The following is a 26,898-nucleotide window of genomic DNA, read 5'->3' as shown; positions in this document are numbered from 1 at the left end:
GCGAAGTCGAAAGCTATCCATGAACCGGTGATCGAATCAGGCTGGCCGACTGTGGGTCATATACAAAATCAGTAATAGATCCACCCACAACCTTCTGAACCACCTCATCAATCACATGCAAAGGCACAAGAAACCATTCACGCGGCTTCACCGGCTTGCCAAAACGGTCTTCCAGGGTGAGGTCTAGTTGCGCAGCACCAAACACGCGGTGAAACAGTGCTTCCAGCTTCACTCTGTTGACGTTGTGAAGCTTGTAGGTTGCGACAATTTCCACGCCAGCCAATAAGTATGTTGCTTGGTTTTCGGAACCCGCAATCCGAGTCTCGACCTTGCCCCCTGTCACTCCGATTTTGTGAATCAGCTCGCGATGTTGAGCCACAAACGGATGCTCTGACTTGCTGCGCAGAACGTAAATGGTGCCAGTCTCAATGTCTTCTGGCTCTACTTCGCCACTAAACAACGGGCCCATATCGGGGTCGGTCAGTCGCCTACCTGTATCGTCTTTATAGAGCGCACGCTGCAAAGAACGGAGCAGCAAGTTGCTTTCAGTACCGTTGGCATAAATGACTCTCAGACGCGCATCATTGTCGCCATTGGGTGCTTTGATCGTCTCACCGACCTCTGCAACATAAGCAAGTTGTCCACCCAAAATAAAGTAGTTGCCCTCGGCCACACTGGCATCACGCCCGAAACGAAGCGTTTTACGCACACCCGACTTCAGATCCTGTTCAACCTGTTCAAACAACGGGCGGAATCGCTCAAAGTCCTCACAGATATTACGCTCAGCCACTTCCTCTGCAGCACGTTTTTCCACACTGGACCGAACATGCCGTAGCACAGTGATATCACCAACCTCTGCCACCTCCTCGCCAATACCCAACTTAGCGAGCAACGCGTCCTCGTCAAGCGCATCAATATCCACGGCCGGAACCTGATTAACTTCGAGCAACTTGGGTGTATCGAGCTCTGCCAGCAATGCGTGGGCCTCTGGCAGCTTGCGCAGTTGATCTAAGCGAACCGCGTAAAGCCGTTCAAAGATGTCACGCCCTTCACCGTGCTGAGGTGCTCGACCATGGGTTTGATGAAAACGCAGAATGTCTTCAAAACCTGCAACGATGCGCTCTTCGCGCGGGGTACGACTAGAGGTTTTGAGCGGGGCAACCTCTACACCCAGCGCATCCAGCAGGTCGTCATCATTCATATCAGCCATTACTCACAGCTCCTTGCGCCTGAGCGGATTTAGCCAGTGAGCGATAGCGGGCAAAAGCCGCCACGCCCTCAGCCATACGCTTTTCCCAAGCATCGGCAGAGTTGATGTCCGGCAAGCGGCCACGCTCATTCTTGAACTGCAAAGCACGCTTGGAAAGGTCACGCGCCTCCTCCTCAGTTAGGCTTACCTTCTTGGCTGCAATCGCGGCTTGCACCTGACGCAGCGACTTCTCATCCATAGCCTTAGCAAGCACTACGTAAGCAGCATCAAATGGGTTGATACGGTCGATGAGGTCGATGTCCAAGTCCTTCACGTTGACAAACTTGCGCACACCATCGATCAGGGCGGTGCTTCCTTGCCCAGTGCCACTACCGTTGGCATCTGCCTGAGCCAAAGCCAACTTCGCTTGCTGAGTAATGTTCATTGCGGCAATGGCGTGCTGGCGGATGGCCTCTTGATCGGCATCGCTCAGGTCGGGATAACGCTCGCGGACGATCTTTCCCATGCGCAGTTGCGTCAGCTCCTCGGGCAGCGTGTTCTCTTTGTCGAACAGTCCGCGCTCAAGTGCTGTCTTGTCTTGCAGAAAGCTGGTGACGACTTCGTTCAAGTCTTCCTTGCAAATTCGCGTTGCCTCGGGTGTTTCAGGTTTGGTTAGACCGGTAATTTCCAAGTGAATCTGGCCCGTCTCCGTGTTCACCCCGATGTTGTGCCCGCCTTCTTTGTAGCCCTCTTCACCATAGTCAAAGCCTTCCTGAGGGCCAGCGTTCTTTGGCGTGAATTCGTAGCGGGGTGCAAGCACCTGCTCCATCAACAGGCTGGCTGAGATGGCTTTGAGCATGTCGTTTACAGCCTCAGCCACGGCTGATTGCTCTGCGGTGGGCTCTGCAATCAGGTTGGTAAACCTTGACCGCTCTTTGCCCTTTGCATCGCGGGTTGCGCGGCCAATGATCTGCACGATTTCCGTCAGGCTGCTGCGGTAGCCAATGGTCAATGCATGCTCGCACCAAATCCAGTCAAAGCCTTCTTTGGCCATGCCCAGCGCGATGATCACGTCCACATGGTCACGGTCATTTTTGTGGGCTGGGTCTTTCAGCGCTGACAGTACGCGAGAGCGCTTCGCCTGATCACTGTCGTCAACGAGGTCCGCCACCTTCAAGATTCGGCCTTGTGATGATTCGACCAAGTGAAAGCCAGTGTTGGGGTCCACACCCTTCCACGTACCCAGGCCGTGCATGATCTCGTCCACCTCGCGCTGCTTGTCTTTCAAGCTCTCACGCGCATTCACGTTGGGGATGTGGACGATGGTTTTGAGCGCCGGGTCGAGTACCTTGTTCACCGCATCAACGTAGGCCCCGGTATAGAAGAAGTAGCCGATGTCCAGCGATTTGAGCCACTGGTAGCCATTGAGCTGCTCGTAGTAGGTGTAGGTCACCGTCTCAAACCGGGATTCGTCCTGCGGACCCAACACCGCCTCACTGTCTCCACGGAAGTAAGAACCCGTCATCGCCACCAAATGAACCTTGTCACGGGCAATGAAGGCGCCCAGCTGGCTGCCCAGCTTGTTGTCTGGGTTGCTGGATACGTGGTGAAACTCGTCAATCGCGATCAGGCGGTTGTCGAAAGCATTGATGCCCAGTTCCTCCACGGCAAAGCGGAAGGTTGCATGGGTGCAGACCAGCACCTTGTCATCACTGGCTAAAAACTGGCGCACCGCTTCCACTTTGGATTTCGCCGTGCGTGGCTCATCCCCGCCTGGTGCATTGCACAGATTCCACTGTGGGGCCACCTTCCAGTCCCAGTAAAAGCCGAACTGGGTCAGCCGCTCGTCGGCAAAGCTGCCACCAATGGAGCGCTCAGGTACGACCACGATTGCTTGTTGCAAGCCCTGGTTGTTCAGCTTGTCCAGCGCAATGAACATCAGGGCACGGGACTTGCCGGATGCCGGGGGAGACTTGATCAGCAGGTATTGCTCACCACGTTTGGCATAGGCACGCTCTTGCATGGCACGCATGCCCAACTCATTGGCCTTGCTCGATGCGCCAGTGCGTGCCGTGGTGATGGACACCGATGGCACGGTGTACGCATTGGTCGGGTTGCTTGCTTGATCGCTCATACGTTTTTCTTCCTCCCTCGGGTTGCCTTGGCGGCAGGCTTGGCCTTGTCTGCGGCAGTCATCTTGGTGTACAGCTCGAACAGTTTTTCCAGTCGTTCGGTGTCGTTCTTGAATCGACGACCGATGTAGATGCGTTCCAACACTTCGTCATTGCGCTCATGAGCGTGACGCAGGTTGTCCGGCATGGTTTCCGGGTCGTACAGATCGGCGATGGTGGCTGGGAAGTGGGCTTCACGGGCCAGTAGGATGTCCTCGGCGCAACGTATGAGATCAGCCTTGTTTTGCTCGGTGAGCAATGGAACGGGGAAGGTGTTCCAGCCAAGCGTGTTGGAGTAGCGGAAGTCAGTCTTAATCTTCCCACAAACCGTTCCAATCCAGACAAGGTGCAAGTGGGAGGCAATGATCGCCATATTCCAAAGCGGCGCATCGTACAAACCAAAAGCGGCGTTAGAAACCACCGCGCCTTGTTCTAGGGCACCAACGGGTAGATAGTCTCTGTTTTCACTTGTATGTATCGGAATTATCAGGGGTATCCGCGAACCCGAGTCTCTGCCATGCCTGATCTCTGCAAAGGCGTGAGCAGTCGAGGCTTGCTGTTTTGTTTTCTCTTTTTTGCTCTGCGACCGGAAGCTCCGCACAAGCTCGACTCGATCCTTGATAAAAGCAAACTCCATAGCCTCGGATAGTTGCTCGGTAGATATCCACAGACAGTATCGGCTTTTGCCATCAATGTATTCATCGCTTCCCAGGTATTTCTTGATAAAGCGATTCACACCCTTATCAGAAATCGCAAGGTAATCCGAGAGTTTGATGACGAGCCCGCCACCGTCCGCAGGCTTGCTTCCATAGTCCATTGGCAAGAGGCCGTTCAGCGGCGCACTGACCTTCTGCACAATAGTGGTCGTGTTTGGAACGAGGTACGGGCCAATGACACCAACTCGCCTCTCCAACAGCCCTCCCTCAGCATCTTCCTCATAAAGTTTGCATTCACCGGGTTGGGTAGATAAGCCGATCACAACCACCGTCACCCCGGCGTTGTTCTTTGCAAGGTTTTTCCACTTGAAGGAAGTCCTCGCAAAATCTATGCGCAAACCTTTGCCAAGTGCTGATTCCCAGAATGCTGACACCTGCTGACCTTGGCAGATCGAGTTGGTGGACACAAAGGCACAACGAGTCGAGTGCAGCAAGCACATCTCTGCGGCCTTCCAGAACCAACCCAAGACGTAGTCAAGCACTTTCCACTGGATGTCCGTGCCCGCGAAAACCACGGAAAGATCGTCCTTTTCCTGTTCAGTCATTTCTGACTGGCCTAGGTACGGAGGGTTTCCGCAGATGTATGTCTCTCCGCCCTCGTTCTCAAAATCGATTTCAGCTTGATCCAGAGGCGTGTTGAAGAGGTCATCGCCCACCACCTTTACCCCTGTGCCTGTGGGTGGACAAATGGATAGCCAGTCCAATCGCAGCGCATTTCCGCACACGATCCAGTTCTGAGCATCCAGCGGCAGGAACTCGGCCAGCGCATCTTTCTGGCCTCGATAGAGCACATCACACTGGAACTCCGCAATGATGAGCGCCAGGCGTGCAATCTGCGCAGGGAAGTCCCGCAGCTCGATCCCGCGAAAATTGGTCAGCGGAATCTCGCTGCGCAAGTGCCGCTCATCCCTGCGCCGGTTGATCTCCGCCTCGATCTCGCGCATTTGCTTGTACGCGATGACCAAGAAGTTTCCCGACCCACAGGCTGGGTCAAACACCCGGATGCGGGCCATGCGCTTGCGCAGGTTCAGCAGTTTGCGTTCGTTGTCGCCCGCATCAGCCAGAGCTGCGCGCAGGTCGTCCAAGAACAGCGGGTTCAGCACCTTCAAGATGTTGGGCACGCTGGTGTAGTGCATACCCAAAGCGCCGCGCTCATCGTCATCAGCAACTGCTTGGATCATGCTGCCGAAGATGTCGGGGTTGATCTCGCGCCAGCTCAGTGCCCCTGCGTGCATCAGGTACGTACGGGCCATGCGTGTGAATCGTGGCACTTCTGTGCTGCCGGAAAACAGGCCCCCGTTGACATACGGAAAGCCGTTGGCCCAATTGGGTAGGCGCGGATCAGCGTTGGCACGCTCGGCCACCTTGATGTTCATGGCACGAAAGATTTGAGAAAGCACCTCATGGGTGTTGCTTCCGTCGTTCGCGCTCATCTGGTCCACCGTCTGGGTGAACAGGCCCTTGCCGTTGAAGATGTCCGTGTCTTCGGCAAACAAACAGAACACCAGCCGTGCCATGAAGTGATTCATGTCGCTGCGTCGTTCTTCCTTGGCCCAGTCAGGGTTCTCACGCAGCAATTCGACGTAGAGCTTGTTCAGACGCCCCGTGGCTCGAACGTCGATGGGGTTGTCCTTGATCTCCTTGATCGTGGAAATACCTGCTAACGGCAGCAGGAACCCGAAGTGGTTGGGCAAGTCCTGAAAGGCACAGGCAATGGTCTCGCCGCTGATCAGCTCTTCGGCTTCTAGTGTCTGACCGTCAGTGGCCAGGATGAACTTGGCTTTTGCCTTGGTTGTGGCTGTGCTGTCTCGCAGAGTGTGGAGCATGCTGCCCACAGTGCCTGCATCGCACACCGCAATGTGTATGTTGTTGCGCAGGAGAACACCGCTAGGCACATCCGAGGCGTTGTTGTTTCCTGTGCGAAGACGCTTGAGCGTAGTTTCCTTGTTTCCAAAGGCCGCTAAGAAGGCGTAGGGAAACTCAGCAGCGTCAAAGGGTTGGGCTGCTAGATCCGATACAGCTGATTCGATTTCGACCGCATTCATCGTTGTTTTTCTGTGTTGCTCATTCTTCTTGAATGGTAGCGTAGGCAAGGGAAGCAAAAAATACTCGATGTCCGAAGGTTTCAGCTTCCTTGTTAACAATAAGCAGCCTGTTGCATGAGCATCACCAAAAAAAAAACTGCTTACTCAGCGGTTTTCAAGTTTTTTTAGCTTGGCTAAAGTAAGGCCCAGGGCGCACGGTTCGTAATTTCAACTTGCATCTTTCAGCAAAAGTGCCTTGCTGTAGGCCGTGAAGTCACCCAAATGCTTAGTGATCACTGCTTCTACGATGGGTAGCTGTAGCGCTTGGTAGTCGTGCACGGCAATATTTCTAAAGCCAACCATCTTCTGCAAACGCTCTGCAAGTGCCGATTCAATCCAACCGGCCTGAGCCAGCAGAGTGAATACATCCCTTGAACTTTGAGGAATGCCTAGGCGTTCGCGTCGGATCAAGTGCTGCCCCATGTCCAGCGCGGCTTCACAAGCACGCTGCACATTCAAAATCGCTGCATCTTGGCGGGTGTGGTCGGCTGCAAATGTAGATGGAGATTTTTCGTACTCCTCTTTAGCCCGCAGGACGCAACGCTCAATCGTTGCTGCTTTGTTAATGAGTACGTCATCAACCATAAACGGTCCCTGTTTTTTGAATGTCTTGCAGCAAGCCTGCGCGCGCCTCGTCCAATGCTGTCTTTTGGCTAAGGATGAAGGTTTCATAGAGCGCTGCCTGCTCATCTCTGGCCCACAGACGTTGGCCCGTCGTCACAATCCGGTACTGCATAACCGTCGAGGCAGAGCGTAGATTCAGCAAGTCGACAGGACAGCCAACAATCCCCGCTAAACGACTAGCGAGGTCCCAAAGCGCCTCAGCACCAAGAGTCTCGTCAGCCATCAAAGCAACATCCAGATCACTCTCAGGCCCCGCATCACCACTCACCTGACTGCCAAAGGCATAGACAGCAGACAGACTAGGGACCATGTCCTTCAGTGCAGCGACTACAGCGGAAAAATCAATGGGGCGTGAGGCAGGCATGGATATCTCGATAAATGACTTTGGCAAAAAAAAGGGCCACTATTCTTTGAAGTATGCCAGCATGAACATGGATATCTTGGGCGCAGGTTGCGACGCCTAGCGATCAGGACGCCTACCTTTAGACCATGCCCGTCTTCCTCTGGGCAATCGCAAGCGCATGAAGGGCAATTCCTTCACAAAAACATGATCTACAAAGTCTTGTAAAGCTTTCCACGCGCTGGAGTTCTTTTGCGATAGCCACCATTCGCCGTTTGACAAAAGCCGGATACCTGGAGCTTGCATGGTGCGGCCTAAGCGCCCCTCCAGTGCACCAAGAGGACCCAGCATGAAGTCTGCCCATATCAGCGAAAGCTGGGAGGCCTGAGTTGTGCCACTGGCCAACAATTGCTTAACTTCAGGTCCCAACAAGAGCAGCGTACAGCGCGGCTCCCCCCAGGCTGTGGCTGAAAGTTTGATCAGATGGCCTTTGATTTCAGCAGAGCCAAATTTTTTAAGGTATCCAACGAATGCTGCAGCTTGCTTCAAAGCTTCCAAAAAGTTCTCTGGGAACTCGCTGGACAATTGATAACGAGCACGCTTGACTAGCGGGCTAGCAGCAAGCTCATTTCCTTCTGGCGTGTCTAAGCAAATTTCAAATGCAAAAGCCTCAAGCTGAGGATGAGCACCCCTCAAACCCTTCAGGTAGTCCTCAATAGATTCGGCTGCATGGTAAGCCTCATCGTAAAGAGCTTTGTTATGTTTTTGCGCTGATGCTCCACGAAGCGCCCTCACAGCCTCTTCCAGGCGCTCCTGCAAAGCATCCGCATCTTCCCGAGTGAAGCGATGGCGTTCCAAATACAGGTATTCTTTTACTCCCTTTATGGCGTCAGCCTGTTGAACAAGGAGCTCCTGAAACAAGAGGAAGTGTGCGCTCTCAACGAAAGCTGCTGAACGTAATGAGTCCCGGATGTCTCGAATCAACATTTCCTGCTCATAGCGGTACAGATCAACGCAAAGTAGAAGGCGTTCCCCAAGTGGGCTGTATTCCATCCGATCTTTCGAATCACTCCAGCTGAAGTGACGGCCTGATACATTGGCTGCAATCGAGAGATAAGTGTGCACCGCTATGCGAAGGACCTGCCAAGGATAGGAGTTATGCCAGTCCTTTGTCAGGAAGAGCTTTCCTCGCTGCGGACGCCGTAGCTCTCCTGCTGCAGAAAGATCCCGATGCACGTTCGATCGTTTGAAAACAAGCCCAACATCGCGCTCCATTCGCTCGATGGTTTTTAACAAATCCATATCTCAGAATGCCCTGACATCAACGGTGCACGTTAAGCGAGCTTACCTGAATGGAGTTTGGATTTTGAGCTACCACGCACATGTAACATCGGTGGGACCGACAAGTAATCAAAAGCCACCTCCCTGTACGTACGAGATCCTAGAAGGAAGCTATGGAACAGCCAGCATCGCAAGCAAGCAGCAAGATTTTCAGCAAAACTGACGAGCAAAGATATCAGCAACTAACAGCGCTCTACATCGATGGCAAGGCCGATGCAGCTCAAGAAGCTGAGTTCCAAGAGTTGCGCCAAAAAAAGATTTCCGCGCGAATTAAACGAGAGCAGTGCATTGCGCAATTGATCAAAGACATCAAAGAACAAGATATCTCGTTTGCTGAGCTAACTAAAGCCGGCTTAAGGGTGCCGCCGATTACTGATCTGTACTCCGAAAGCGAAATTCGGACAGCCGCCAAAGCCCTTGGTGTCACACCTACAGCAAAGGCTGTAGAGGCCACCGAGCCCAAGATGAGCGGCAAGAAACGGGAAGTCAAAGGCTACATCAAGAGCATCAGAAATCCTGACGAAACAGGTGTTTGGCGAGCTGGGCCTCCAAGCTTTTTTAAGGAAGAAGGCGGCTTGGACAAATACGAGCAAGGTAAGCTTATCGACCAGTGGCTTGTTGACACCAAAGATGTGTCGAGCAAGATCAAGCTGCTAAAAAACTTGGAGAAAAAATTTGGAAAAGAACCATCTCAAGAGCAGCTTGGTGACATCACTGCTGAAGCCTATGCACAAGGGTAAAACAACGACACTGCCACGATAGCAACTAGGCAGTCACGTCGTTATCGCATGCAGTGTGGTATTTCCAAATGGCTGTATTAGGCTGGTTGCTGGCGTTCGCTTCAGAAGTACCAATGACTGCTGCTACCGAAAGCAGTCATTGCACCAAGACTTTAGAGAAGGTCAGCTCTACACCTTAAAGCTGCCAGTGGAATCTCACGATCACCAAGTGACTGCTTTGGCGTGTGCTGAGCTGGCGCTATCGACCCGTTGCTGTCGTCAGTACCCGCTCAACCGATGTCCGCTGTGCAAGGAAAAGCGGCCATTTGGCCGCTTTCGATTGTCAGTAGCTGCGGCATCCGCAACAACAATACCTAAGCAGGCTCCGCGAACTGCTGGTAGGCCTCCAGCGTGCGCATGGCATAGCTGTAGGCAGCCCCGGCGTTGAGGGCAATCGCAGTCCCCATCGCGTCGGCCAGTTCGGCCTCGGTCACGCCTGCGCGCCGGGCGGCTTGTGCGTGGGCGGCGATGCAGCTGTCGCACCGCGTGGTGACGGCCACGGCCAGTGCGATCAACTCCTTGGTCCTGGCGTCAAGCGCTCCATTGCCGTTCTGCCCGGCGCTAAGTGCCTGGAAGCCAGTCACCATCTTGGGGTTGGCCTTGAGCAAGGCTGCCCCCATCTTGCGGCCGGTCTGCAGATACTCTTTCCAGTTTGCAAACATGCAGGCTCTCCTTCAGCCGCGCCCCATGGCATAGAACTCGGCGTTGGGCCGCATGTTGGTGACGTTGGCCAACCGGTTCGACATGCCGAAGAACGCAGAGACAGCGGCAATGTCCCAGATGTCGTCCTCGGTGAAACCGTGCTTTTTCAAGGCCTCCATATCCGCCTCCCCCACTAGTTGCGCGGTCGCCGACACCTTCATGGCGAAATCCAGCATGGCCTTCTGGCGGTCCGTGATGTCGGCCTTGCGGTAGTTGGTGGCCACCTGGTCGGCGATCAGCGGGTTCTTGGCGCGAATGCGCAAGATGGCACCGTGGGCGATAACGCAATATTGGCACTGGTTCATGGCACTGGTGGCCACCACAATCATCTCGCGCTCGGCCTTGGTGAGGTTGCTGGGGCGTTCCATCAATGCATCGTGGTAGGCAAAGAAGGCACGGAACTCGTCGGGGCGGTAAGCCAAGGTGAGAAAGACATTGGGAATGAAGCCCGATTTTTCCTGCACCGCCACCAGCCGGCTGCGGATGTCTTCGGGCATGTCCTCCAGCCGTGGAATCGGAAAGCGGCTGATGGCGCCAGTGTGGGTGTGTACGTTGGTGTTGGTTTGGGTCATGGCATGTCTCCAGTGGTTGTCAGGCGATAAGGGGAAAGCGGTTCAGCGGTTCACATCGACGACGATGCGTCCCTTGACCCGCCCGTTCAAGAGTTCCGTCGCCAACGGAATCACATCGGTCAAAGCCACCTCGTGGCAGATGGCACCCAGTTTTTGCAGATCCAGATCGGTCGCCAGCCGCGACCAGGCTTCGATCCGGTCCGCCTTGGGCCGCATGACGCTGTCGATGCCGACGAGCGTCACGCCCCGCAAGATGAAGGGCGCCACCGTGGACGGGAAATCCATGCCCGCAGCCAGCCCGCAGGCCGTCACCACGCCGCCGTAGCGCGTGGTGGCGCACAGGTTGGCGAGGGTATGGCTGCCTACCACGTCCACCGCGCCGGCCCAGCGCTCCTTGCCCAGTGGCTTGCCGGGCTCTGCGAACTGCGCGCGGGGCAGCACCTCTTTGGCCCCCAGGCCAAGCAGGTAGTCGGCCTCATCGGTGCGCCCGGTCACCGCCACCACGGAGTAGCCAAGCCTGGACAGGATGGCAATGGCCACGCTGCCCACACCGCCCGCAGCGCCTGTAATCACGATCTCGCCATCGCCTGGCTGGATGCCATGGCGCTCCAGCGCCAGGACGCAGAGCATGGCGGTATAGCCTGCGGTGCCTATGGACATGGCCTGCCGGGGCGAGAAGCCGGCTGGCAGCGGAATCAGCCAATCCCCGCTCAGGCGGGCCCGTTGCGCCAGACCGCCCCAATGGACTTCGCCCACGCCCCAACCGTTGAGGAGGACCCAGTCTCCCTCCTTGAAAGCGGCGTGGGACGACTGTTCGACCTGGCCGACCAGATCGACACCCGGCACCATCGGGAACTTGCGCACCACCGGCCCCTTGCCGGTGATAGCAAGCGCATCCTTGTAGTTGACCGTGGAGTGCGAGACGCGCACCAGCACATCCCCCGGGGGCAGCAGCGACTCGTCGATGCCCTGCCCCCGCGCCTGATAGCCGCCATCGTCTTTGGTGATCAAGATTCCACTGAACATCGGCACTCCTTGGTATTTAGACTAATCGTCTAGTAAAAGATAAAAAAATCAGGCCCTAGGCAGGCCTGCAGCAAAAAATTGGGCAAAGGCCTGCAGCGGCCGGGCGCTGCGCTCCAGCTTGGCACGCAGCACCGCACCTTCCCATCCGATCCAGAACACGCAGGCCAGCTCGGCCGTATCGGCCGCGGGGGCCACCTGTCCCTGTGCCTTGGCGGCGTCTAGGCATGCTGCCGTGCGCGTTTCCCAGTCCTTGAAGACCTCCACCAACCGGTTGCGAAAGGACTCGGGCAGGCCGTTCATTTCCTGTCCCAGATTGCCGATCAGGCAGCCGCGCTTGAAGTCGTAGCGCTCCATCCCCGACACGGCATCCGCCACAAAGGCCTCCAGCCTGGCCAGCGGCGCCAGTGTTTGGTTGCCAAAGTGGCTGTCGAGCTTGTACGCAAAGTAGCTGGCATAGCGCTCTATGAGCTCCATGCCAAAGGCTTCCTTGCTGGCGAAGTAGTGATAGAACGACCCCTTGGGCACCCGCACCCGAGCCAGGATCTCATCGATGGCGGCCGTGGCAAAGCCTTTTTCGGTCAGCACCTCCAGCCCCGCCCGAATCAGCATCTCGCGCGTGTCGGCCTCGTCGACGCGCGACTTTGGGGGCCTGCCCCGCCGGGGCTTGAGAGGTACATCTGTTGGCATTTAAAGAATATAGACCAAACAGTTTAAATATTCAAGCCATTACAAATCGCATTGAGACCAAGCGATAGGAAAGGCTGGTCGATTCAAGGTCAACGCCCGGTATTGACAACAGCAGCGATTGGCATATGTGAACGACTGAAGCCAGTCTGAAGTGGGCGTTGGGGTCGAGACGCCTAACTTCCCATTCTGGCCGGTAGGCGACAGTCTCAGAACGACCGAGGCTGTGTGGAAACACAAAAACTTCATCAGCATCTTGGCCAACGAATCGATAGATTTCCTGCATTTCCTGGCGTCGAAGATTTTCCCCGCCAAGAACGATCTCCCCCTCCAAAACGGCCTTTCAAGGCCCTTTGAGACCTAATTTCACCGCATAAAAAGGGCTCATCCGCCCACCAGACGCATCGCCGCCATCGTTCTCTCAAACCCAAGAATGCAAAGCACTCGCTTGAAGTTGTAGGCCAGCACATTCAAGCTCATCTCAGTGCCGACATTGGGCAGCCGCTTGGTCAAGAAGTGCGTGTAACCCATCCAATGCTTAAGCGTGCCGAACACATGCTCTACCGTTCGCCTTCTCACCATCATGGCGTCTGGCATTTGATCTAAACGCTGCTGTGCACGTTCCACTACGTCTTCGTGCTCCCATCGACTGATGCGTCGGTAACCAACGAGCCCCAACCGCCTGTGATGCGCCAACAGCTTCGGCTGCTTTCTCGCTGGTGATGCCCTTGGCAATCTGAAGCCAGAACTGACGCTCGATCTCACGTCGATGTGACGGAGCACCAGGAGATCGCATGGCATCTCTGCCAGTAAATTGCTTCATCCATCCTGCGGGACGTCCCATAAACACCTCCTGATTAAAGGTGTTGCGACGACCGGTTGAATCTACCAACACGGGAATCACTGGAGCTGGCAACACTGCAATGGGTGCACTGGTTCAACCACGGCAGATTGCTGGAGTCCATAGGGCATATACCGCCAGCGGAAGCTGAGGCAAACTACTGGCGGCAAGTTGCCAATACCGTGAAGGCTAGCGCCTGCACTTCAACAAACTAGCCTCCACCAAACCCGGTGCGATTCATTGGGCGGCATCACCCCTAAACAGCGGCTTGCCATGGCCGCATAGCTCTACTTCTCAGAGCAATGGTTTAAGGGGGGATTACCGCTTGACTGGCGAGTAGCCGATAGTAGTTTGCCTCAGCGTTTGCAGGCGGGATGTACCCGATGGGTTCAAGCTGGCGATGGTGGTTGAACGAACCACGATACCCATTCGAGCGCTGCGAACTCAACGGCTTTCATTGATGGCAGATGCAGCCGTATCGAGCGACGTGGAGTCAAACAAAGCATGAGCCGCAAGGGCAAGTGCTTTGACGACGCGACAATTGAGAGTTTCTTCGGCACCATCAAGGCCGAGCACTTCCGGCTTGCTGCGCCCAACAGCATTGATGCGCACGAAGCGTGCGTGAATGATTACGTTCACTACTACAACCATGAGCGTATCAAGCTCAGATTGAGCGGACTCAGCCTGTTGGAATGCCGACTGAAAAACACCGCCTGGTAGGCAAGGAGGCAAACGTCCAACTTTTAGGGTCAGTTCAAACCTTGGGCGATTCACTTGCCTGAACCGTGAGTCGTGTGGCGTGGCAAAAAAATCGTTTTAGTGAACTCAAGCACGTGCTTCCTAATTACAAGCGCTCTTTTCAAGGGTTCGGCAACAGCTAACTTGAGCTCTCGAACGCAAGCAAAGATTGCGAAAATATCACTTGAGACAGCTGAATCTTAATCTGATGCTGAGTATCCACAACGATTTCTGCAAACACTGGGTTTTTTCCACTGCCTCAACCATCCAACATAAATCTGCAAAATTTTTTAGTTATTCAAAATTAGAAAATTTGTCCAGTGTGTAATAAAAGCGTCTCTATCAAGCTTTTTAAACCAAGTGTGGGATTGGCGCTGTCCCCAAACTGTGCTGACGGCATGTAAAGGAATTTCGTGTCCTGCAAAAAGTAAGGTTTCATCTGGCAGCGTGAATAGGCGTTGAACGACACTGTCCCACAGGGCTTCGGGATATGCCGGATAGGGTTGTAGGTCACAGGCATCCACCGCCATGAGACCTCCGCAAAAGACCCGATCGCGGCAAATGTAGCTCAGGCAATATGGTGTGTGGCCGGGCGTGCGCCAAATTTTGATTTTCTCACTTCCAAAATCCAGGTTTTGACCGTCGTTAACTAAGGTGGCTCCCTCGCGCGGCTCACCTTGCACTAGTGGAGCGCCAAGTTGTCGTAGTCGCTCGAACTCCATTGGGCGCAGATGGTCGTGCTGGTGGGTGCGCAATACCCAACGAAGGCGGAGTTGATGTTCTTGTAGCAACGCACGAATCACAGGTAGGTCGCGCGAGTGGGGGTCAATCAGCACGGCCTCACCGCAGCCTCTGTCGGCTAGCAAGTAACTCAACTCACTACTGTTTGTGCTGTGCAAAATGCGAAAGTCCACGGTGCTTAAGTATTTTGTTTTTCGTCTTCACCGATTAACAGCGTAGTGTCATCGAGATAGCTATGGGGTGGCACCACCAAGTTGGTGGGGGCGGGCTTATTCTTGAAAACGCGACCGGCTAGATCAAAGGTAGAACCATGACAAGGGCAGAAGAAGCCACCCTTCCAGTCAGCCGGTACACTGGTGTTGGCGGTGCCTTCGGGCAAAGTTACCGGGGAGCAGCCCAAGTGGGTGCAAATGCCCACGGTCACTAACAAATCGGGCTTGATGGACCGATGTATATTTTTTGCATATTCAGGCTGTTGTGGGGTACTCGAGTTAGGGTCGGCCAAGTCGGCGGTGTTCGATAGACTGGCCAGCATCTCGGGGGTACGGCGTAAGAGCCAGACAGGTTGGCCGCGCCATTCCACTGTACGCATTTCGCCTGGGGCTAAATCTCCAACATTCACCTGCACGCTTGCTCCAAGCGCTTTCGCCCGCTCACTGGGGGCAAAACTAGACACAAATGGCCAGAGTGTGGCGGTAGCGCCTGCGCATCCCATGCCGACTGTAGCGCGCATCCATGTTCGGCGCTCCGCATCTTCGGGTGTGCCGGCTGTTGGCAGATTTAGTGTTGAGTTCATAAGAGACTCCAAGCGGTTGTGGTGCCTTACTGCTTCAAAAATCGTGCCACCCTTTTTGATCTGTAAATTGATTGTGATTCAAGCGTTTTGAGATCGAGAGAGTCCGAGTGCGTCACGCGTACCGAGTGACTGCTGCCAAATGGCAGCCATTATTGGCAGTCTGAAGCTGATCCCCTACACTGGACACTCATCTTTTCTTTGCCATGAAGCCACTGCCCGAACTTATCGCTTTTCTAGACGGGTTACCCGAACCTCACATCGTCTTTGACTTGCAGTACCGCATCCTTGCGGCCAACACTGCCTATCGTCAGCAGTTCAGCCCGCAGCGCAGTGTGATTGGGCGTACTTGCTACGAGGTATCGCACAATTTCTCGGTTCCGTGCGATCAAGCGGGTGAAAGCTGCCCGATGGCGCTTTCGCGCGAATCAGGACAGCGTGAGCGAGTGCTGCACCTGCACCACACTCCTCATGGGGAGGCATACGTCAATATCGAACTGGCACCTTTGCCGGGTGAGGACGGTACACCGGTTTTTTTCGTTGAAAAGATGGAGCCACTGAGGGTGGCAGAAAGTCGGCCTAATGTCCAAGGGTTGGTTGGGCGCGCTCCTGCCTTTCGCCAAATGTTGGAGCTTGTGGCGCGCGTGGCGCCATCACGAGCCGCGGTGTTGCTATTGGGTGAATCGGGCACCGGCAAGGAGCTGGTAGCTCATGCTCTGCACGATGCCAGCCCACGCGCAGGGAAATCACTGGTAGCGGTTGATTGCTCCAGTTTGCCCGAGGCTTTGTTCGAGTCGGAGTTGTTTGGCCACGAACGGGGTGCATTTACCGGTGCCGCTGGGCAGCGCGGAGGCTTGGTAGAGGCTGCTAGCGGCGGTACATTATTCTTGGACGAGGTGGGGGATATTCCGCTGCCGATGCAGGTGAAACTCCTACGCCTGTTGGAAACTGGCACCTACCGCCGCGTTGGCAGTACAGACCTTCGGCATGCCGACATCCGTGTTGTATCCGCCACGCATCGTGACCTGCCAGCCATGGTAGCCGAGGGTCGTTTCCGCGAAGACTTGTACTATCGGCTGTGCACTTTCCCAATCCGCTTGCCGGCATTGCGCGAACGTACCGAAGATATCGCCTTGCTGGCGGCAGCTCTGCTGGAGCGTGTTGCATCGCCTCGTCACCTGCGTTTGTCCAGAGACGCGTTGATTCAGCTTAGTTCGCTGGACTATCCTGGTAACGTGCGTGAGTTGCGCAACCTCTTGGAGCGAGCAACCTTGTTGTGCGACGGCGATACCGTAGAAGGTGTTCACATTCAAAAGGCGGTGGACACGGGTATTTGGGCGCGACCAGCCCGACACTCGCCTACGCCCTTGGTGCTACAGCCTGCAGCGTCTTCTTCTGTCGCCGCAGTCGCTTCGGGCAGCTCGCTTAAGTCCTTAGAACGAGATACCTTGCGCGCCCTTGCTGCTGCCCACACCGGTAGCCGTGCAGAACTTGCTGCCCAGCTCGGCATGAGCGAACGTTCGCTTTATCGCAAGCTCAAGGCACTGGGTTGATCCGAAGTACTCCTACAGGACAGCCTGGCAGTAATGAGCAATTGGCCCGTTCTGCCAAAGCCAATGCGGGCCAAGAGCGTGGGTAGGGTGTAAAGAAAATATCACCGACAGATGGATGAGCTGAAGCTGGAACAATCCAAGAGTCGGCAGCATTTCAGCGCTGAGTTGGAGAAGGGGCGTACAGCTATCGATGAGGCCGCCAAACGGGCCACTGCACTTCAGATTTGAGACCGCCCCTGCTCGTGCCAACACGGCAGGCCAAGGAATCACGTTTTTATGACCCGGGAGATTGGTCAATAATTACGCACAACAATCCTTACAAACCCATTCTGCTGGCCTAGCCGTTCGCTTAAAGCCAAGCTGGGGCAGTCAGAGGTGAGCTAGAAAGCGAGAGTATGAACTCCGGGCTTGAGCAAATGGGTCGCGACATCTGCTGGCTTCGCTGGCGTGACGCCTTGAATCAGATCTGTCACCTGCCGTCCGCTATTTGGCAAGTACAGTGCGCACACTTCTACCTGTGCTCCGGCCTTGATCAGGCCTTGCAGCATCTGCTGAGGTGTCACGTTACGGGGCTTAAGAGTAGGCATTTCTTTACCTGTGACAGCGATGTCTGCTGCAGCGTCACACAGCAAGATACGCACATTGGCTTTTTGCTCCAAAGCTTGCGCAGCCAGCACAAGACCTGCGCCCTGAGCCATAGCCTGGCCGCTGTGGATATTGACGAACAGGTGTTGTTGAGCGGAAGCTGCAGAAGCAAAGCCGAGCGCCGTTACTGCGATAAGCAAAGTTTTTTTCACGGAGTTTTCCTTGAGTTAAGTGCCGTGGCCCAAAGCTTGCAGGCCACTTCTTGACATTGTTCGGATGCCAATCCCGAGACCCTTGACAAATGACAATCCCAGTCAATGCAAGGGGTTATCTCACCGCTTATAGAAGCGACTCCTAGAACCTAGCAAAAGACACCAGTTCAGTGCGGCGGCCCTAAGCTCGCTGCGTTCGAGCCTGCTTAGAGCCGAACAGTTCGGCATGGCGTGGCGGGAAGTTCAGACCCCACCCCACAAGCGAACGCCCGCACTTCTTACAATGAGTTGGTTCCGATGTCATGAATGGGGTATAGCAATGCTGGATCCACAGGTGCCACCACGACATAACCCACTACATGCGACAGGCGAAGTGCCAAGATCACGTCAAGAGAAAAACTAGGGCCTGTTGAGAATTAGCGGGAATTGATCACCGCAGATGCCAAGGTGATGACAGCAGCGAAGCTGCTGTCAGTTTTGTCGCTACGCAGAGCAATACGCTTGAATTCTTTGAGCTTGCAAAAGTAGTTTTCTATCAAGTGCCGCCACTTATACATCTCCCTATCGATAAGCAAGGGCGCTCTTCGATTGGCCTTCTGAGCAATCACAACTTGGCAGTTCGTAGCCTGCAATCGCTGAACCAGCCATGTGGCATCAAACGCTTTATCGGCAAGTAACGCTTTTAAATCAATGTCTTGCAAAAGTTCGTCAACACCTTTGAGATCATGACGCTGGCCTGGCAGTAAAACAAAGCGCACCAAATTGCCCAAGGCATCTGTTAGCGCAAGGATTTTGGTCGTCAATCCGCCTCGACTTCGACCTATGGCCTGGCTCGAAGTCCCCCTTTTGCACCTTGGCCGTGTCGATGCACACGTACGATGGTTGCATCCACCATGGCGTATTCCATGTCAGGCTCGCCACTGACTGCTTCGAACAGGCGTACAAAAACATCGGCCTTCACCCAATCGCGAAAGCGTTTGAATACGGTGTTCCATTTACCGAAGTGTTCTGGCAAGTCTCGCCATGGACTGCCCGTGCGAACAATCCACAAAACTGCCTCTACAAACAATCGGTTATCTGTCCCGCTTCGGCCACGGTCTCCGACCTTGCCTAAGCAAAATGGGCTCATACGAGCCCATTGTTGATCTGTCAAAACGTATCGAGTCACATCAAGATTTTGCCTGGTCTGCAGAGCAGCCTCTTAAATCTCCACAGACCCTAGACGGTACGAAAAAATATGCATGACATACGGCAGCAAGCTTGCTCAGGAGGTGTAGCTCCGGCGCCGATTAAATATTTTTCCAATCAGCAAAAATCCCAGCGGCACAACGGCAGCGCCCAGCAACATCAGAGTTTCGCGTAAGGTAAGCAGCCCTACCCTTGCTTGCTGCAAGACCAGCAGGCTATACAACACAAAAGCTACACCGTGTACCGGTCCCATCACGCTCACAACCTCGGGTATACCAGCCAGTCGCTTAAGTGGCACCGCCAATAATAAGAGTAACAATAAGGTCACACCCTCCGCATACGAAGCTAGGCGCAACCTGCGCACCGACGTACTCATAACGAGTCCACCGGGATCTTGAGATAACGGACGCCGTTGTCTTCAGGTGGAGGTAACTGCCCACCGCGCATGTTTACCTGCACTGAGGGCAAGATCAGCACTGGCATAGCCAGGGTTGCATCGCGAGCCTCGCGCATTGACACAAAGCTTTCCTCGTCCACGCCTTGATGTATGTGCACGTTGGCAGATTTTTGTACGGCTACCGTGGTCCTGCACTCAGGGGCACGGCTGCCAGCGGCCGGATAGTCGTGACAAAGATAGAGCTCGGTACTATCAGGCAGAGCTAGCACTTTTTGGATAGACCGGTATAACGTATGCGCATCGCCACCAGGAAAATCACAACGAGCCGTGCCATAGTCAGGCATGAAAAGCGTGTCACCCACGAAGGCGACCGTGCGTACGGAGTCGATGCTGTGGTCGGTGATCACGTAAGTCATGCAGGCGGGGGTATGGCCTGGCGTGTGCAAGGCTTGTGCGTGCAAGCCACCGATCTGGAAGCGGTCGCCCTCGGCTAAGAGCCGGTCGAATTGGCTGCCATCGCGGGCGAATTCGGTGCCGGCGTTGAACAGCTTGCCGAACACGTTTTGCACCGTGGTGATATGGCTGCCGATCGCCAGTTGACCACCCACCTGCCGTTGCAGGTAAGGGGCGGCCGACAGGTGGTCGGCATGCACATGGGTTTCCAGCAGCCACTGCACGTTCAGGCCCAGGACGCGCACCCGCTCAATCACGCGATCGGCGCTGGCGGTGTCGGTGCGGCCCGATTTCGGGTCGTAGTCCAGCACGCTGTCGATGATGGCGCACTGTTGCGTGGCACTGTCCCACAGCAGGTGGCTGAAGGTCGAGGTGGCCGGGTCGAAGAAGGATTCGATTTGCATGCGTGTGGGGGCTGTCACGGCAACTCCTGCAAGAAGTTCTGAAACGGCGCGGGGCAAACACTCCGCGCCGGGGTGCAGCGGTGGCCGCTCAGAGGGACTTGGTGGAGAAGTACCAGTCCTTCATCGCGTAGCCTTCGCCTTTGCGGGCTTCGATGGCGGCGGGTGTTTTGGGCGGGGGCACGATCACGTCACAACCCGGCGTCCAGCCTTCCGGCGTGGCGATCTTATTGGCGTCGCTGGTCTGCATGGCTTGCAGCAGGCGCACAAACTCATCGATGGAACGGCCGTTGCTCATGGGGTAATACACCATGGCGCGCAGCTTGCCTTCGGGGTCGATGAAAAAGGTGGCACGCACAGCCTGGGTGTCGGCAGCGCCGGGGTGGATCATCCCGTAGGCCTGGGCAACTTCCATCTTGATATCATCAATGATGGGGAACGGAATCTCCACACCAAAGTTGTTCTTGATGCTCTGCATCCAGGCCAAGTGCGAATATATGCTGTCGATGGACAGACCCAGCAATTCGCAGTTCATGGACTTGAACTGTTCAGCGTGCTTGGCAAAACCGATGAATTCGGTGGTGCACACCGGTGTGAAGTCGGCGGGGTGCGAAAACAGCACCAGCCACTTACCCTTGTAGTCGGCCAGGCTGCGTTCGCCGTGGGTGGTGTTGACTTTGAAATCGGGGGCGGGTTCGTTGATACGGGGCAAACCGGAAGGCGTGGTCATAAGAAGCTCCTGTTGAAAAGTGGGAAGGTCGATCATCAATCAAATGAGCATTACCCTGTGTTGATGGATGAAGTTTGAGCTATCAACTTCTGCCCACCCATGACAAAAATCAATGTAACAATTGGGATTGGCTATGGCCGCCATAGCCTGGCGGGCACGCCATTGTGATCAGCCCTTGGCCGCCAACAGCAGTGACTCGTCCACGATGCGGTAGAGGCGCCCCTGCTTGTCCACCGCCTTGATGGCGCCGATCTTGACCAGATGCGAGACCTCGCGGCTCACGGTCTCCAGCTTCAGGTCCATCATCGCACCCATGTCCTCACGCGAGAACAGCGTCGATAGCGACGGATCGGTGCTGTGCCGCATCTTGAGCACGAACTGCCCCACCCGCTGGCGCGCGGTGCCGAAGTTGATCGCGGCCAACCAGTCGTCGGCCTCGCGCAGCGTTTTTTGCCATTTGTTGAGCAGACCGGCGTGCATGCGCGGCGACCGCTGGCTCAGGTGATGGATCACCTCGGTGGGGATGCGGCACACCGTCACATCGGTGAGCGCGGTGACGTTGCTGTCGTAGCACTCGGTGGCCAAGGCCTCCAGCCCCACCACATCACCCGGACGCAACAGGCGCAGGATGCGCTGTCGTCCGTCGGCCGTGACGCGTGAGAGTTTGAGCATGCCCGAGCGCAAGGTATACACGCCATGCGCCGCCTGCCCTTCGGCGTGCAGGGTGTCGCCGCTGCGGTAGGCCAGGTCATCGATGGGGGCATGGATGTGCGCGAAATCACCTTCGGTCAGGCTGCCAAACAGCGCCATTTCACGTATGGCGCAGGTGCGGCAATCGGATGTGCCGCGCCAGGCGGATTCGGTTTTGATGGGAATCATCATGTGAGCGTGAAGCCGTCAGTCATTTTTTGAAATCAAGGGAAAAACCTCCCCGAGTATTAAGTCTTATTACCTTGGGAGGTGGGATGGGTAGGATGTTTACGAGCCTGGCAAAAAACGGTCCGTTGAGTGCCAAGAAGCAAGTCAAGCATGCGTCAGCCAACGTTTGTTAATTTATTACAAATAATGCTTTCTGGGATAACTGACCCGCTGAGCAGTTTGGCAGTTGCGCCTATCGGGCTGCGGCGTTGAACCCAAAGGAGAAAAACTTGGCTCCAAAACCACCCTCCCCCCACAGGGCCATGGACGAAGGCCTCGATAACTCAAGGCGCGATTGGCTGCGCGCGATGAGTGGCTTGGGTGTCGGTACCGCACTGGGCTGGCAGACGGCAGCCCACGCGCGCGCACGCGCCACACCATGCGTTGCAGGTGTTCGTGCGCGATGGCTGCGCCCACTGCGCCGACGCCAAAGCCTTTTTGCCGCAGTGGGCGACCCGTCACCCCGATGTGCGGGTGTGGCTGCGACCCGTGGACACCGACACCGCTGCGCGGGACGACTTGCTGCGGTTGTCTGAGCAGGGGGGTGTCTGGCCACCCGGTGTACCCACGTTCGTGTACCAGGGCAGGTTGCTGGCAGGCTTTGCCGACGCGGCGACCTCGGGCCCTGAACTCGACGCCTTGGTGGCACCGCCGCAGGTGCGTGGCGCAGATTCCGCCTCTCCTGCGCCTGGGCCAGTGCATGCGGTTGAGACCCACTGGGGTGACCTGACCGTAGAACGCCTGGGCCTGCCGCTGTTCACCCTATCGCTGGGATTGGTGGACGGCTTCAACCTATGCGCCATGTGGGTGCTGCTGTTTTTGTTGTCGCGGCTGGTGCATTTGCGAGACCGTCGCCGCATGGCACTGATCGTCGGTACATTTGTTCTGGTGAGTGGTGCGGAGTACTACGCTTTCATGGCGGCTTGGCTCAACTTGTTTCTTGCGGTGGGTCTATCCACTGCATTGCGCGTAGGATTGGCTTTGCTGGCGCTGGGCATGGCGGCGTTTCATCTGAAAGATTTCGTCAAAGGATTCCGGGGGCCTAGCCTGTCGATTCCGGCCTCGGCCAAACCGGGGCTCTACGCACGCATGCGCAACGTGATGCAGGCCCACTCCCTGCCTCTGGCCCTGCTGGGCGTGGTCAGTTTGGCGGTGGTGGTCAACTTTGTAGAGTTGCTGTGCACCGCCGGGCTGCCCGCGCTCTACACCGCCGTGCTGACCCAGCAGGCCCTGCCCCCGGCGGCCCATTACAGCTACCTGGGCTTGTACATCCTGGGCTACCTCGCAGACGACGCGCTGATGGTTGGCTCTGCCGCTTGGGCGCTGCAAAGCCAGAAACTGGACGAAAGCCATGGACGCTGGCTCAAACTGCTCAACGGAGCGCTGATGGAGGCTTTAGGTCTGACCATGCTGCTGCGGCCCCAATGGCTCTGGTGACACTGCGGGACGGTGCCTGGCCCACACACAGGTTGGAACCGTTGCAGTCAGGCTTTGAAGCAGACTTGTGGCTCCGATGTCAGCGCAAGCCGTCGAGGTAGAGCTGGCGCAGTTGCGCGAACTGCTCGGCGCTCAGCATCTGGCGCAAGTGCGCCACACAGCGCTCGCGTCCTTGGAAATGCTGGACCTCGGCTTCGGCGACCTGCTTCATCAGCGCGTCGCGGTCTGCCTGCGGCTTGTTGTCCAGCAGGGCCATGCGCAGTTGGCCGCGAAGCTCAATGATCTTCTTCTGCACTGCCACACGGCCAGGCATGGCCTGCTTGCGGTAGTCGTCGAGCTACTTGATCTGCTCGGGCGTGAGCTTGAGGTCGGCTTCGTAGCGCATGGTCAGCGGCATCAGCTCGACCACGGGAATGGCTCCGTCGCCGGGAACGCCTTTGGCGGCGGCGAAGCCAGCGGTGGCCACCAGGGCGAGGACGATGGCGCCTTGGCGCAGGGTGTTCAGGGAAGACTTCATAAAAAACTCCGTAGGGATGAAAAAAGGGTTAAAGCTCAGTGTTTGTGGTCCATGCCAGGCTTCATGGGCATGGGCGAGTTGCCACCGCCCAATACCGTCACCGACGCCTTGATGTCCTGGGTGAAGCGTTTTTTGGCATCGTCCTCAAACACCAGGGTGATGGGCACCTGTTCACCACCCTTGAGCGGTTGCTTCAGGTCCATCAACATCACGTGGTAGCCGCCGGGCTTGAGCTCCATGGTGCGGTCGGCGGCCAAATCCAGGCCTGGGATCTGGCGCATCTTCATGATGTCCTTCTCCAGGGTCATTTCATGGATCTCGACCACACCGGCCACGGGTGATTTGGCCTCGACAAGCCGCGCGTTGGCCGAGGGCGTCAGACGCATGAAGGCGCCGGTGGCCTTTTGCGTGGCGACGGTGCCACGCACCCAGGCGTCTTCCACCTTGACGGTGGTCTGCGCCCAGGCAGTGACTGTGATGGCCAGCAGGCCGGTGATGATGAGTTGCTTCATGCTGGTGACTCCTCGTTGGGAATGTGAAAACGTTGAATCGCTTACGCGGGCTGGGCCAGCAGCGTGCGCACGTCGGCGGTGTAGTCGCTGACGGTCTGTTCGTGGCGCAGCACCACACGGATGCGGCCCTGGCGGTCGATCAGGTAACTCAAGGCCGTGTGGTCCATGGTGTAGCTGCTGCCAGTGGGCACCTTTTTGTAGTGCACCCGAAACTCGTCGGCCGTTTTTTGGGTGGCCTCTGCACTGCCGGTGAGCGCCAGGAAGGACGGGTGAAACGCAGCCATGTACTCGCGCAGCAGCTCGGGCGTGTCGCGCTCGGGATCCACGGTGACGAAGATCACCTGCAGCTCAGCAGCCTGCGGACCCAGCTGCTGCATCACCGCGGCGGCGCGGGTCAGCGCGGTGGGGCAGACGTCGGGGCACTGTACGAAACCGAAGTACAGCATCACGACCTTGCCCTTGAAGTCGCTAAGGCTGCGCGTCTGCCCGTTGAAATCGGTCAGTTGGAAGCCGCTCGCGTAGTCTGCACCCGTGACGTCGATGCCTTTGAAGGGTGAGTTGCCACCGTAAAGGCCCGAGGTGTGCGGGTCACAGCCAGATAGCAGCAACGTGCCGCTGGCGACCAGCCAAACCAGCGCCTGGCGGCGAGATGAAATGAATGTGGAGATGGAAGGCATGGCGCCTCCTGAAAACGCAGAACACAAGGCGCGCCAGACGGACGCACCACCGCAAGGTTTTTCAGGCGGCGAATGGGGGCGCGCACGACTGCGCCGGCGCCCAGATGGTCGCGGTCAACAGGGCGCGGTAAAAAGCAGGGGGACGATCGGTAAGGCGCGGCGGCAGACCCACATCGATCTGCACCACCGGCAGGTCAGCGGCACCGCCGTGCAGCGAGCACCACATGCAGTGCTGGTTGGCGTCGCTGGTGGGTACGCTGCCGTCGGGCCGTTGATCGCGCGCCTCGCCTGTGTCGGCCTTGACCCAAGCCATGCCGCTGACGCTGCACACCTCCAGCCATTCGGTGCGGTCGGTGCCGAGCAACATGGCCTGCGTCGCCGTGGGCAACAGCGCGCCCAACACCAGAGACAAAAGGGCGACCCAGATGGTAAAACGCCGCTGGAGGCGCTTCAGGAACATGGCTGGAGTGTGTCAGTGTGGTTTGGCGGAAAGTTATATGTGCCGCACGCGAGGGGATTGTTGACGGTCCCGTTCATGTACGCTCCTCCAGGGCAAGGCCCAATGGATAAGAACCTCTCTCGGGCAGTTGGGCTGCGATGTCTTGCAGCGCGCTCTGAAGCATTTCCTCTATCACGGGGTGATAGAAGGGCAACTGCAACAGGCTAGAGGCGGTTTCGCCACGCTGGATCGCCCAGGCCAGCAGGTGAGCTAAATGCTCGCCACCGGTTGCCACCATGGCAGCACCCAACAAACGGCCGTCGCGGGCATCTGCGTACACGCGCAGCAAGCTGTCGGTGGCACCCAAAATACGGGCGCGGCCGTTTTTGTCGCCCCCGGCGGTGCCAATCACCACGCCCTCCGGCGGCAGTGCATCGAAGCGGGCTCCCACGCTGGCAATATCAGGATTGGAGAACGCAATGCCCAATGAGACCTTGCGCGCAAAGCGGGTTGGCGTAGCGCGTACGGCGTTGTAGCCAGCTATGGCTCCCTCATCAGCGGCCTCGTGCATCAACGGGCGGTCCGCGTTAGCGTCGCCCGCAATGAACACTGGGAGGTCACCGATCTGCATCGTGGCCGGGTCAAACTGCGGGTTGCTGCGCGAGTCCAACGGAAAGCCTGCGGCCTTCAGGTTCAAGCCATCGGTGTTGGGGCGACGGCCCAGAGCGGCGAGCAGCAGATCCACCTCGACCTCACGCTCACCAGCACGCAGGCGCACGCCGTCCTCAGTGCGTTCCACGCGAGTTTCTACGCCTAGCCATAGGTCCATTTCACGTCCAAAGCGGGCGCGAGCGCGCTCGGCCAGAATGGGGTCGCTGATGCCAGCCACGTGAGGTGCAAGGTCTGCACCCACCACCTGCACGCCCAGGCGGGACAGGGCTAGGCCCATCTCAAGGCCAATCGCGCCCAGGCCCAAGATGCCCACCCGTGCAGGCAAGCTGGGCAACTCGAATAAACCGTCGGTAGTGACGGTGCGGTCTTGCACTTGGGCCAGCCAGCCCGGCACTACTGGATGGGAACCGGTGGCAATCACCACCGCTTCGGCACGGATACGTTTCACACCGTCGGGAGTTTCCACCTCAAGCAAAGTGGGCTCAAGGAAGCGAGCTTTCCCCTCCAGCAGGCGCTCCTTGGCCCCCGCACGGGCTTTGCTCGCTGCGTTGTTGCTGAAAAAATCTCGTTGTTCTCGCAGCTTCGCCCACGTGACGGACAAGTCAATGGACAGCCCTTGTACGCCCTGCGCACCCAAGTCAGCCAAAGCTTTGCGGGTCGCCCACTCGGCGCCTGCGTGCAAAGCCACCTTGGAGGGCATACAGCCCACCCGAGCGCAGGTAGTGCCCAGAGGGCCAGGATCGATCATCACGAAACGGCGGCCAGCGCGGCGCACTTCTCTGAGGGCATACATACCGGCAGTGCCGGCGCCTAAGATGACAATTTCGGTAAGAATTTCTGGAGGCATATGGACTTCGATTGCTTGG

General features: G+C 56.7%; 28 protein-coding genes and 4 pseudogenes. 5 read left to right on the top strand and 27 right to left on the bottom strand.

The window, feature by feature from the left end; genetic code table 11:
- Window positions 1-13: 13 nt before the first annotated feature.
- The 6 genes from QEP12_RS12325 to QEP12_RS12300 all read right to left on the bottom strand — a co-directional run bounded on the left by QEP12_RS12325 (window position 14) and on the right by QEP12_RS12300 (window position 8,426).
- A complete protein-coding gene (locus tag QEP12_RS12325) occupies window positions 14-1,210 on the bottom strand; it encodes a GIY-YIG nuclease family protein (protein ID WP_431308086.1) in 1,197 nt (398 codons plus the stop codon).
- Window positions 1,203-3,323, bottom strand: coding sequence for a DEAD/DEAH box helicase (locus tag QEP12_RS12320; RefSeq protein WP_284214439.1), 2,121 nt, complete (start codon window positions 3,321-3,323; stop codon window positions 1,203-1,205). Before QEP12_RS12320 ends, QEP12_RS12325 begins: the two co-directional genes overlap by 8 nt.
- Complete coding sequence (locus QEP12_RS12315; RefSeq protein WP_284214438.1) at window positions 3,320-6,121, bottom strand: class I SAM-dependent DNA methyltransferase; 2,802 nt, start codon at window positions 6,119-6,121, stop codon at window positions 3,320-3,322. Before QEP12_RS12315 ends, QEP12_RS12320 begins: the two co-directional genes overlap by 4 nt.
- A 207-nt stretch (window positions 6,122-6,328) precedes the next feature.
- Entirely contained in the window at window positions 6,329-6,745 is a 417-nt protein-coding gene (hepT, locus tag QEP12_RS12310; protein ID WP_284214437.1) for a type VII toxin-antitoxin system HepT family RNase toxin, read from the bottom strand.
- The gene (gene mntA / locus QEP12_RS12305) at window positions 6,738-7,148 is read right to left on the bottom strand and encodes a type VII toxin-antitoxin system MntA family adenylyltransferase antitoxin (protein ID WP_217451199.1); all 411 of its coding nucleotides are present in this window, start codon (window positions 7,146-7,148) and stop codon (window positions 6,738-6,740) included. The genes hepT and mntA overlap by 8 nt, the downstream gene beginning before the upstream one ends.
- A 96-nt stretch (window positions 7,149-7,244) precedes the next feature.
- A complete protein-coding gene (locus tag QEP12_RS12300) occupies window positions 7,245-8,426 on the bottom strand; it encodes a hypothetical protein (protein WP_284214436.1) in 1,182 nt (393 codons plus the stop codon).
- 152 nt (window positions 8,427-8,578) lie between these two features.
- Here QEP12_RS12300 and QEP12_RS12295 point away from each other — a divergent pair, with 152 nt between their 5' ends.
- A complete protein-coding gene (locus QEP12_RS12295; RefSeq protein ID WP_284214435.1) occupies window positions 8,579-9,205 on the top strand; it encodes a hypothetical protein in 627 nt (208 codons plus the stop codon).
- Window positions 9,206-9,558: 353 nt separating this feature from the next.
- On the opposite strand, the gene QEP12_RS12290 is transcribed toward QEP12_RS12295, so the two are convergent.
- The 6 genes and pseudogenes from QEP12_RS12290 to QEP12_RS12265 form a co-directional block, all read right to left on the bottom strand.
- Window positions 9,559-9,906 (bottom strand): carboxymuconolactone decarboxylase family protein, encoded by a 348-nt coding sequence (locus tag QEP12_RS12290; protein WP_174863226.1) that lies wholly within the window; start codon window positions 9,904-9,906, stop codon window positions 9,559-9,561.
- Window positions 9,907-9,918: 12 nt separating this feature from the next.
- Window positions 9,919-10,518 (bottom strand): peroxidase-related enzyme, encoded by a 600-nt coding sequence (locus QEP12_RS12285; protein ID WP_284214434.1) that lies wholly within the window; start codon window positions 10,516-10,518, stop codon window positions 9,919-9,921.
- 42 nt (window positions 10,519-10,560) lie between these two features.
- Window positions 10,561-11,544, bottom strand: a complete 984-nt coding sequence (gene acuI / locus QEP12_RS12280) for an acrylyl-CoA reductase (NADPH) (protein ID WP_284214432.1) — start codon at window positions 11,542-11,544, stop codon at window positions 10,561-10,563.
- A 48-nt stretch (window positions 11,545-11,592) separates the two neighbouring features.
- Window positions 11,593-12,231, bottom strand: coding sequence for an acrylate utilization transcriptional regulator AcuR (acuR, locus tag QEP12_RS12275; RefSeq protein ID WP_431308085.1), 639 nt, complete (start codon window positions 12,229-12,231; stop codon window positions 11,593-11,595).
- A gap of 381 nt (window positions 12,232-12,612) precedes the next feature.
- A pseudogene (locus QEP12_RS12270) lies at window positions 12,613-12,888 on the bottom strand (transposase); the annotation flags it as partial.
- A gap of 4 nt (window positions 12,889-12,892) precedes the next feature.
- Window positions 12,893-13,051, bottom strand: a pseudogene (locus QEP12_RS12265) (IS30 family transposase); the annotation flags it as partial.
- Window positions 13,052-13,119: 68 nt separating this feature from the next.
- Between QEP12_RS12265 and QEP12_RS12260 the strand changes: the two are divergent.
- Window positions 13,120-13,284: pseudogene (locus QEP12_RS12260) on the top strand (IS3 family transposase); the annotation flags it as partial.
- A 92-nt stretch (window positions 13,285-13,376) separates the two neighbouring features.
- Here the strand turns inward: QEP12_RS12260 and QEP12_RS12255 are convergent.
- Window positions 13,377-13,524: pseudogene (locus QEP12_RS12255) on the bottom strand (IS3 family transposase); the annotation flags it as partial.
- Between the two features lie 49 nt (window positions 13,525-13,573).
- On the opposite strand from QEP12_RS12255, the gene QEP12_RS12250 reads away from it, so the two are divergent.
- Window positions 13,574-13,789: an IS3 family transposase gene (locus QEP12_RS12250; protein WP_284214431.1), complete on the top strand. Its 216-nt coding sequence runs from the start codon at window positions 13,574-13,576 to the stop codon at window positions 13,787-13,789.
- A gap of 308 nt (window positions 13,790-14,097) precedes the next feature.
- Here the strand turns inward: QEP12_RS12250 and QEP12_RS12245 are convergent, their stop codons facing one another.
- Complete coding sequence (locus QEP12_RS12245) at window positions 14,098-14,721, bottom strand: MBL fold metallo-hydrolase (protein ID WP_284214430.1); 624 nt, start codon at window positions 14,719-14,721, stop codon at window positions 14,098-14,100.
- 5 nt (window positions 14,722-14,726) lie between these two features.
- On the bottom strand, window positions 14,727-15,344 hold the full coding sequence (gene petA, locus QEP12_RS12240; protein ID WP_174864142.1) for a ubiquinol-cytochrome c reductase iron-sulfur subunit: 618 nt from the start codon (window positions 15,342-15,344) through the stop codon (window positions 14,727-14,729).
- Window positions 15,345-15,547: 203 nt separating this feature from the next.
- On the opposite strand from petA, the gene QEP12_RS12235 reads away from it, so the two are divergent.
- Window positions 15,548-16,894, top strand: a complete 1,347-nt coding sequence (locus tag QEP12_RS12235) for a sigma-54 interaction domain-containing protein (protein ID WP_174864140.1) — start codon at window positions 15,548-15,550, stop codon at window positions 16,892-16,894.
- A 380-nt stretch (window positions 16,895-17,274) separates the two neighbouring features.
- Here QEP12_RS12235 and QEP12_RS12230 read toward each other — a convergent pair whose 3' ends face one another.
- The 6 genes from QEP12_RS12230 to QEP12_RS12205 form a co-directional block, all read right to left on the bottom strand.
- Complete coding sequence (locus tag QEP12_RS12230; protein WP_174864138.1) at window positions 17,275-17,691, bottom strand: DsrE family protein; 417 nt, start codon at window positions 17,689-17,691, stop codon at window positions 17,275-17,277.
- A 416-nt stretch (window positions 17,692-18,107) separates the two neighbouring features.
- Window positions 18,108-18,820, bottom strand: a protein-coding gene (locus tag QEP12_RS12225; protein WP_431308087.1) for an IS5 family transposase whose coding sequence is annotated in 2 segments (ribosomal slippage) — window positions 18,108-18,529 and window positions 18,529-18,820 — 714 coding nt in all. Because the reading frame shifts where the segments join, the coding sequence is not laid out codon by codon here.
- A 135-nt stretch (window positions 18,821-18,955) separates the two neighbouring features.
- Complete coding sequence (locus QEP12_RS12220) at window positions 18,956-19,255, bottom strand: DUF3817 domain-containing protein (protein ID WP_074930380.1); 300 nt, start codon at window positions 19,253-19,255, stop codon at window positions 18,956-18,958.
- On the bottom strand, window positions 19,252-20,133 hold the full coding sequence (locus QEP12_RS12215) for an MBL fold metallo-hydrolase (protein ID WP_284214476.1): 882 nt from the start codon (window positions 20,131-20,133) through the stop codon (window positions 19,252-19,254). Before QEP12_RS12215 ends, QEP12_RS12220 begins: the two co-directional genes overlap by 4 nt.
- Before the next feature lie 88 nt (window positions 20,134-20,221).
- Window positions 20,222-20,860 carry a peroxiredoxin gene (locus QEP12_RS12210; RefSeq protein ID WP_054257515.1) on the bottom strand — a complete coding sequence of 213 codons (639 nt, stop codon included), beginning with the start codon at window positions 20,858-20,860 and terminating at the stop codon, window positions 20,222-20,224.
- 168 nt (window positions 20,861-21,028) lie between these two features.
- Window positions 21,029-21,742 (bottom strand): Crp/Fnr family transcriptional regulator, encoded by a 714-nt coding sequence (locus QEP12_RS12205; RefSeq protein ID WP_244893500.1) that lies wholly within the window; start codon window positions 21,740-21,742, stop codon window positions 21,029-21,031.
- Between the two features lie 357 nt (window positions 21,743-22,099).
- Between QEP12_RS12205 and QEP12_RS12200 the strand changes: the two genes are divergently transcribed.
- A complete protein-coding gene (locus QEP12_RS12200) occupies window positions 22,100-23,215 on the top strand; it encodes a glutaredoxin family protein (protein ID WP_284214427.1) in 1,116 nt (371 codons plus the stop codon).
- Between the two features lie 79 nt (window positions 23,216-23,294).
- On the opposite strand, the gene QEP12_RS12195 is transcribed toward QEP12_RS12200, so the two are convergent.
- The 6 genes from QEP12_RS12195 to QEP12_RS12170 form a co-directional block, all read right to left on the bottom strand.
- Entirely contained in the window at window positions 23,295-23,528 is a 234-nt protein-coding gene (locus QEP12_RS12195) for a hypothetical protein (protein ID WP_284214426.1), read from the bottom strand.
- Window positions 23,529-23,552: 24 nt separating this feature from the next.
- Window positions 23,553-23,732 (bottom strand): hypothetical protein, encoded by a 180-nt coding sequence (locus QEP12_RS12190; RefSeq protein ID WP_284214425.1) that lies wholly within the window; start codon window positions 23,730-23,732, stop codon window positions 23,553-23,555.
- Between the two features lie 35 nt (window positions 23,733-23,767).
- Window positions 23,768-24,244, bottom strand: coding sequence for a copper chaperone PCu(A)C (locus tag QEP12_RS12185; RefSeq protein ID WP_054257518.1), 477 nt, complete (start codon window positions 24,242-24,244; stop codon window positions 23,768-23,770).
- A gap of 41 nt (window positions 24,245-24,285) precedes the next feature.
- Window positions 24,286-24,921 (bottom strand): SCO family protein, encoded by a 636-nt coding sequence (locus QEP12_RS12180; RefSeq protein WP_054257519.1) that lies wholly within the window; start codon window positions 24,919-24,921, stop codon window positions 24,286-24,288.
- Between the two features lie 61 nt (window positions 24,922-24,982).
- Window positions 24,983-25,381 (bottom strand): DUF2946 family protein, encoded by a 399-nt coding sequence (locus tag QEP12_RS12175; protein WP_284214424.1) that lies wholly within the window; start codon window positions 25,379-25,381, stop codon window positions 24,983-24,985.
- A 73-nt stretch (window positions 25,382-25,454) separates the two neighbouring features.
- Window positions 25,455-26,879, bottom strand: coding sequence for a dihydrolipoyl dehydrogenase (locus QEP12_RS12170; protein WP_284214423.1), 1,425 nt, complete (start codon window positions 26,877-26,879; stop codon window positions 25,455-25,457).
- Window positions 26,880-26,898 lie beyond the last annotated feature (19 nt).

The organism is Comamonas jiangduensis (assembly GCF_030162955.1).
GTDB lineage: Bacteria > Pseudomonadota > Gammaproteobacteria > Burkholderiales > Burkholderiaceae_C > Comamonas > Comamonas jiangduensis.
Note: the sequence above shows the minus strand (reverse complement) of the source record. Positions and strands in the feature narration are given on the sequence as shown.

Excerpts from the sequence above, each read along its gene's own strand:
- QEP12_RS12325 (WP_431308086.1), bottom strand. The coding sequence starts at position 1,210 with ATGGCTGATATGAATGATGACGACCTGCTGGATGCGCTGGGTGTAGAG.
- QEP12_RS12320 (WP_284214439.1), bottom strand. The coding sequence starts at position 3,323 with ATGAGCGATCAAGCAAGCAACCCGACCAATGCGTACACCGTGCCATCG.
- QEP12_RS12315 (WP_284214438.1), bottom strand. The coding sequence starts at position 6,121 with ATGAATGCGGTCGAAATCGAATCAGCTGTATCGGATCTAGCAGCCCAA.
- hepT (WP_284214437.1), bottom strand. The coding sequence starts at position 6,745 with ATGGTTGATGACGTACTCATTAACAAAGCAGCAACGATTGAGCGTTGC.
- mntA (WP_217451199.1), bottom strand. The coding sequence starts at position 7,148 with ATGCCTGCCTCACGCCCCATTGATTTTTCCGCTGTAGTCGCTGCACTG.
- QEP12_RS12300 (WP_284214436.1), bottom strand. The coding sequence starts at position 8,426 with ATGGATTTGTTAAAAACCATCGAGCGAATGGAGCGCGATGTTGGGCTT.
- QEP12_RS12295 (WP_284214435.1), top strand. The coding sequence starts at position 8,579 with ATGGAACAGCCAGCATCGCAAGCAAGCAGCAAGATTTTCAGCAAAACT.
- QEP12_RS12290 (WP_174863226.1), bottom strand. The coding sequence starts at position 9,906 with ATGTTTGCAAACTGGAAAGAGTATCTGCAGACCGGCCGCAAGATGGGG.
- QEP12_RS12285 (WP_284214434.1), bottom strand. The coding sequence starts at position 10,518 with ATGACCCAAACCAACACCAACGTACACACCCACACTGGCGCCATCAGC.
- acuI (WP_284214432.1), bottom strand. The coding sequence starts at position 11,544 with ATGTTCAGTGGAATCTTGATCACCAAAGACGATGGCGGCTATCAGGCG.
- acuR (WP_431308085.1), bottom strand. The coding sequence starts at position 12,231 with ATGCCAACAGATGTACCTCTCAAGCCCCGGCGGGGCAGGCCCCCAAAG.
- QEP12_RS12250 (WP_284214431.1), top strand. The coding sequence starts at position 13,574 with ATGAGCCGCAAGGGCAAGTGCTTTGACGACGCGACAATTGAGAGTTTC.
- petA (WP_174864142.1), bottom strand. The coding sequence starts at position 15,344 with ATGAACTCAACACTAAATCTGCCAACAGCCGGCACACCCGAAGATGCG.
- QEP12_RS12235 (WP_174864140.1), top strand. The coding sequence starts at position 15,548 with ATGAAGCCACTGCCCGAACTTATCGCTTTTCTAGACGGGTTACCCGAA.
- QEP12_RS12220 (WP_074930380.1), bottom strand. The coding sequence starts at position 19,255 with ATGAGTACGTCGGTGCGCAGGTTGCGCCTAGCTTCGTATGCGGAGGGT.
- QEP12_RS12215 (WP_284214476.1), bottom strand. The coding sequence starts at position 20,133 with ATGCAAATCGAATCCTTCTTCGACCCGGCCACCTCGACCTTCAGCCAC.
- QEP12_RS12210 (WP_054257515.1), bottom strand. The coding sequence starts at position 20,860 with ATGACCACGCCTTCCGGTTTGCCCCGTATCAACGAACCCGCCCCCGAT.
- QEP12_RS12205 (WP_244893500.1), bottom strand. The coding sequence starts at position 21,742 with ATGATGATTCCCATCAAAACCGAATCCGCCTGGCGCGGCACATCCGAT.
- QEP12_RS12195 (WP_284214426.1), bottom strand. The coding sequence starts at position 23,528 with ATGCCTGGCCGTGTGGCAGTGCAGAAGAAGATCATTGAGCTTCGCGGC.
- QEP12_RS12190 (WP_284214425.1), bottom strand. The coding sequence starts at position 23,732 with ATGAAGTCTTCCCTGAACACCCTGCGCCAAGGCGCCATCGTCCTCGCC.
- QEP12_RS12185 (WP_054257518.1), bottom strand. The coding sequence starts at position 24,244 with ATGAAGCAACTCATCATCACCGGCCTGCTGGCCATCACAGTCACTGCC.
- QEP12_RS12180 (WP_054257519.1), bottom strand. The coding sequence starts at position 24,921 with ATGCCTTCCATCTCCACATTCATTTCATCTCGCCGCCAGGCGCTGGTT.
- QEP12_RS12175 (WP_284214424.1), bottom strand. The coding sequence starts at position 25,381 with ATGTTCCTGAAGCGCCTCCAGCGGCGTTTTACCATCTGGGTCGCCCTT.
- QEP12_RS12170 (WP_284214423.1), bottom strand. The coding sequence starts at position 26,879 with ATGCCTCCAGAAATTCTTACCGAAATTGTCATCTTAGGCGCCGGCACT.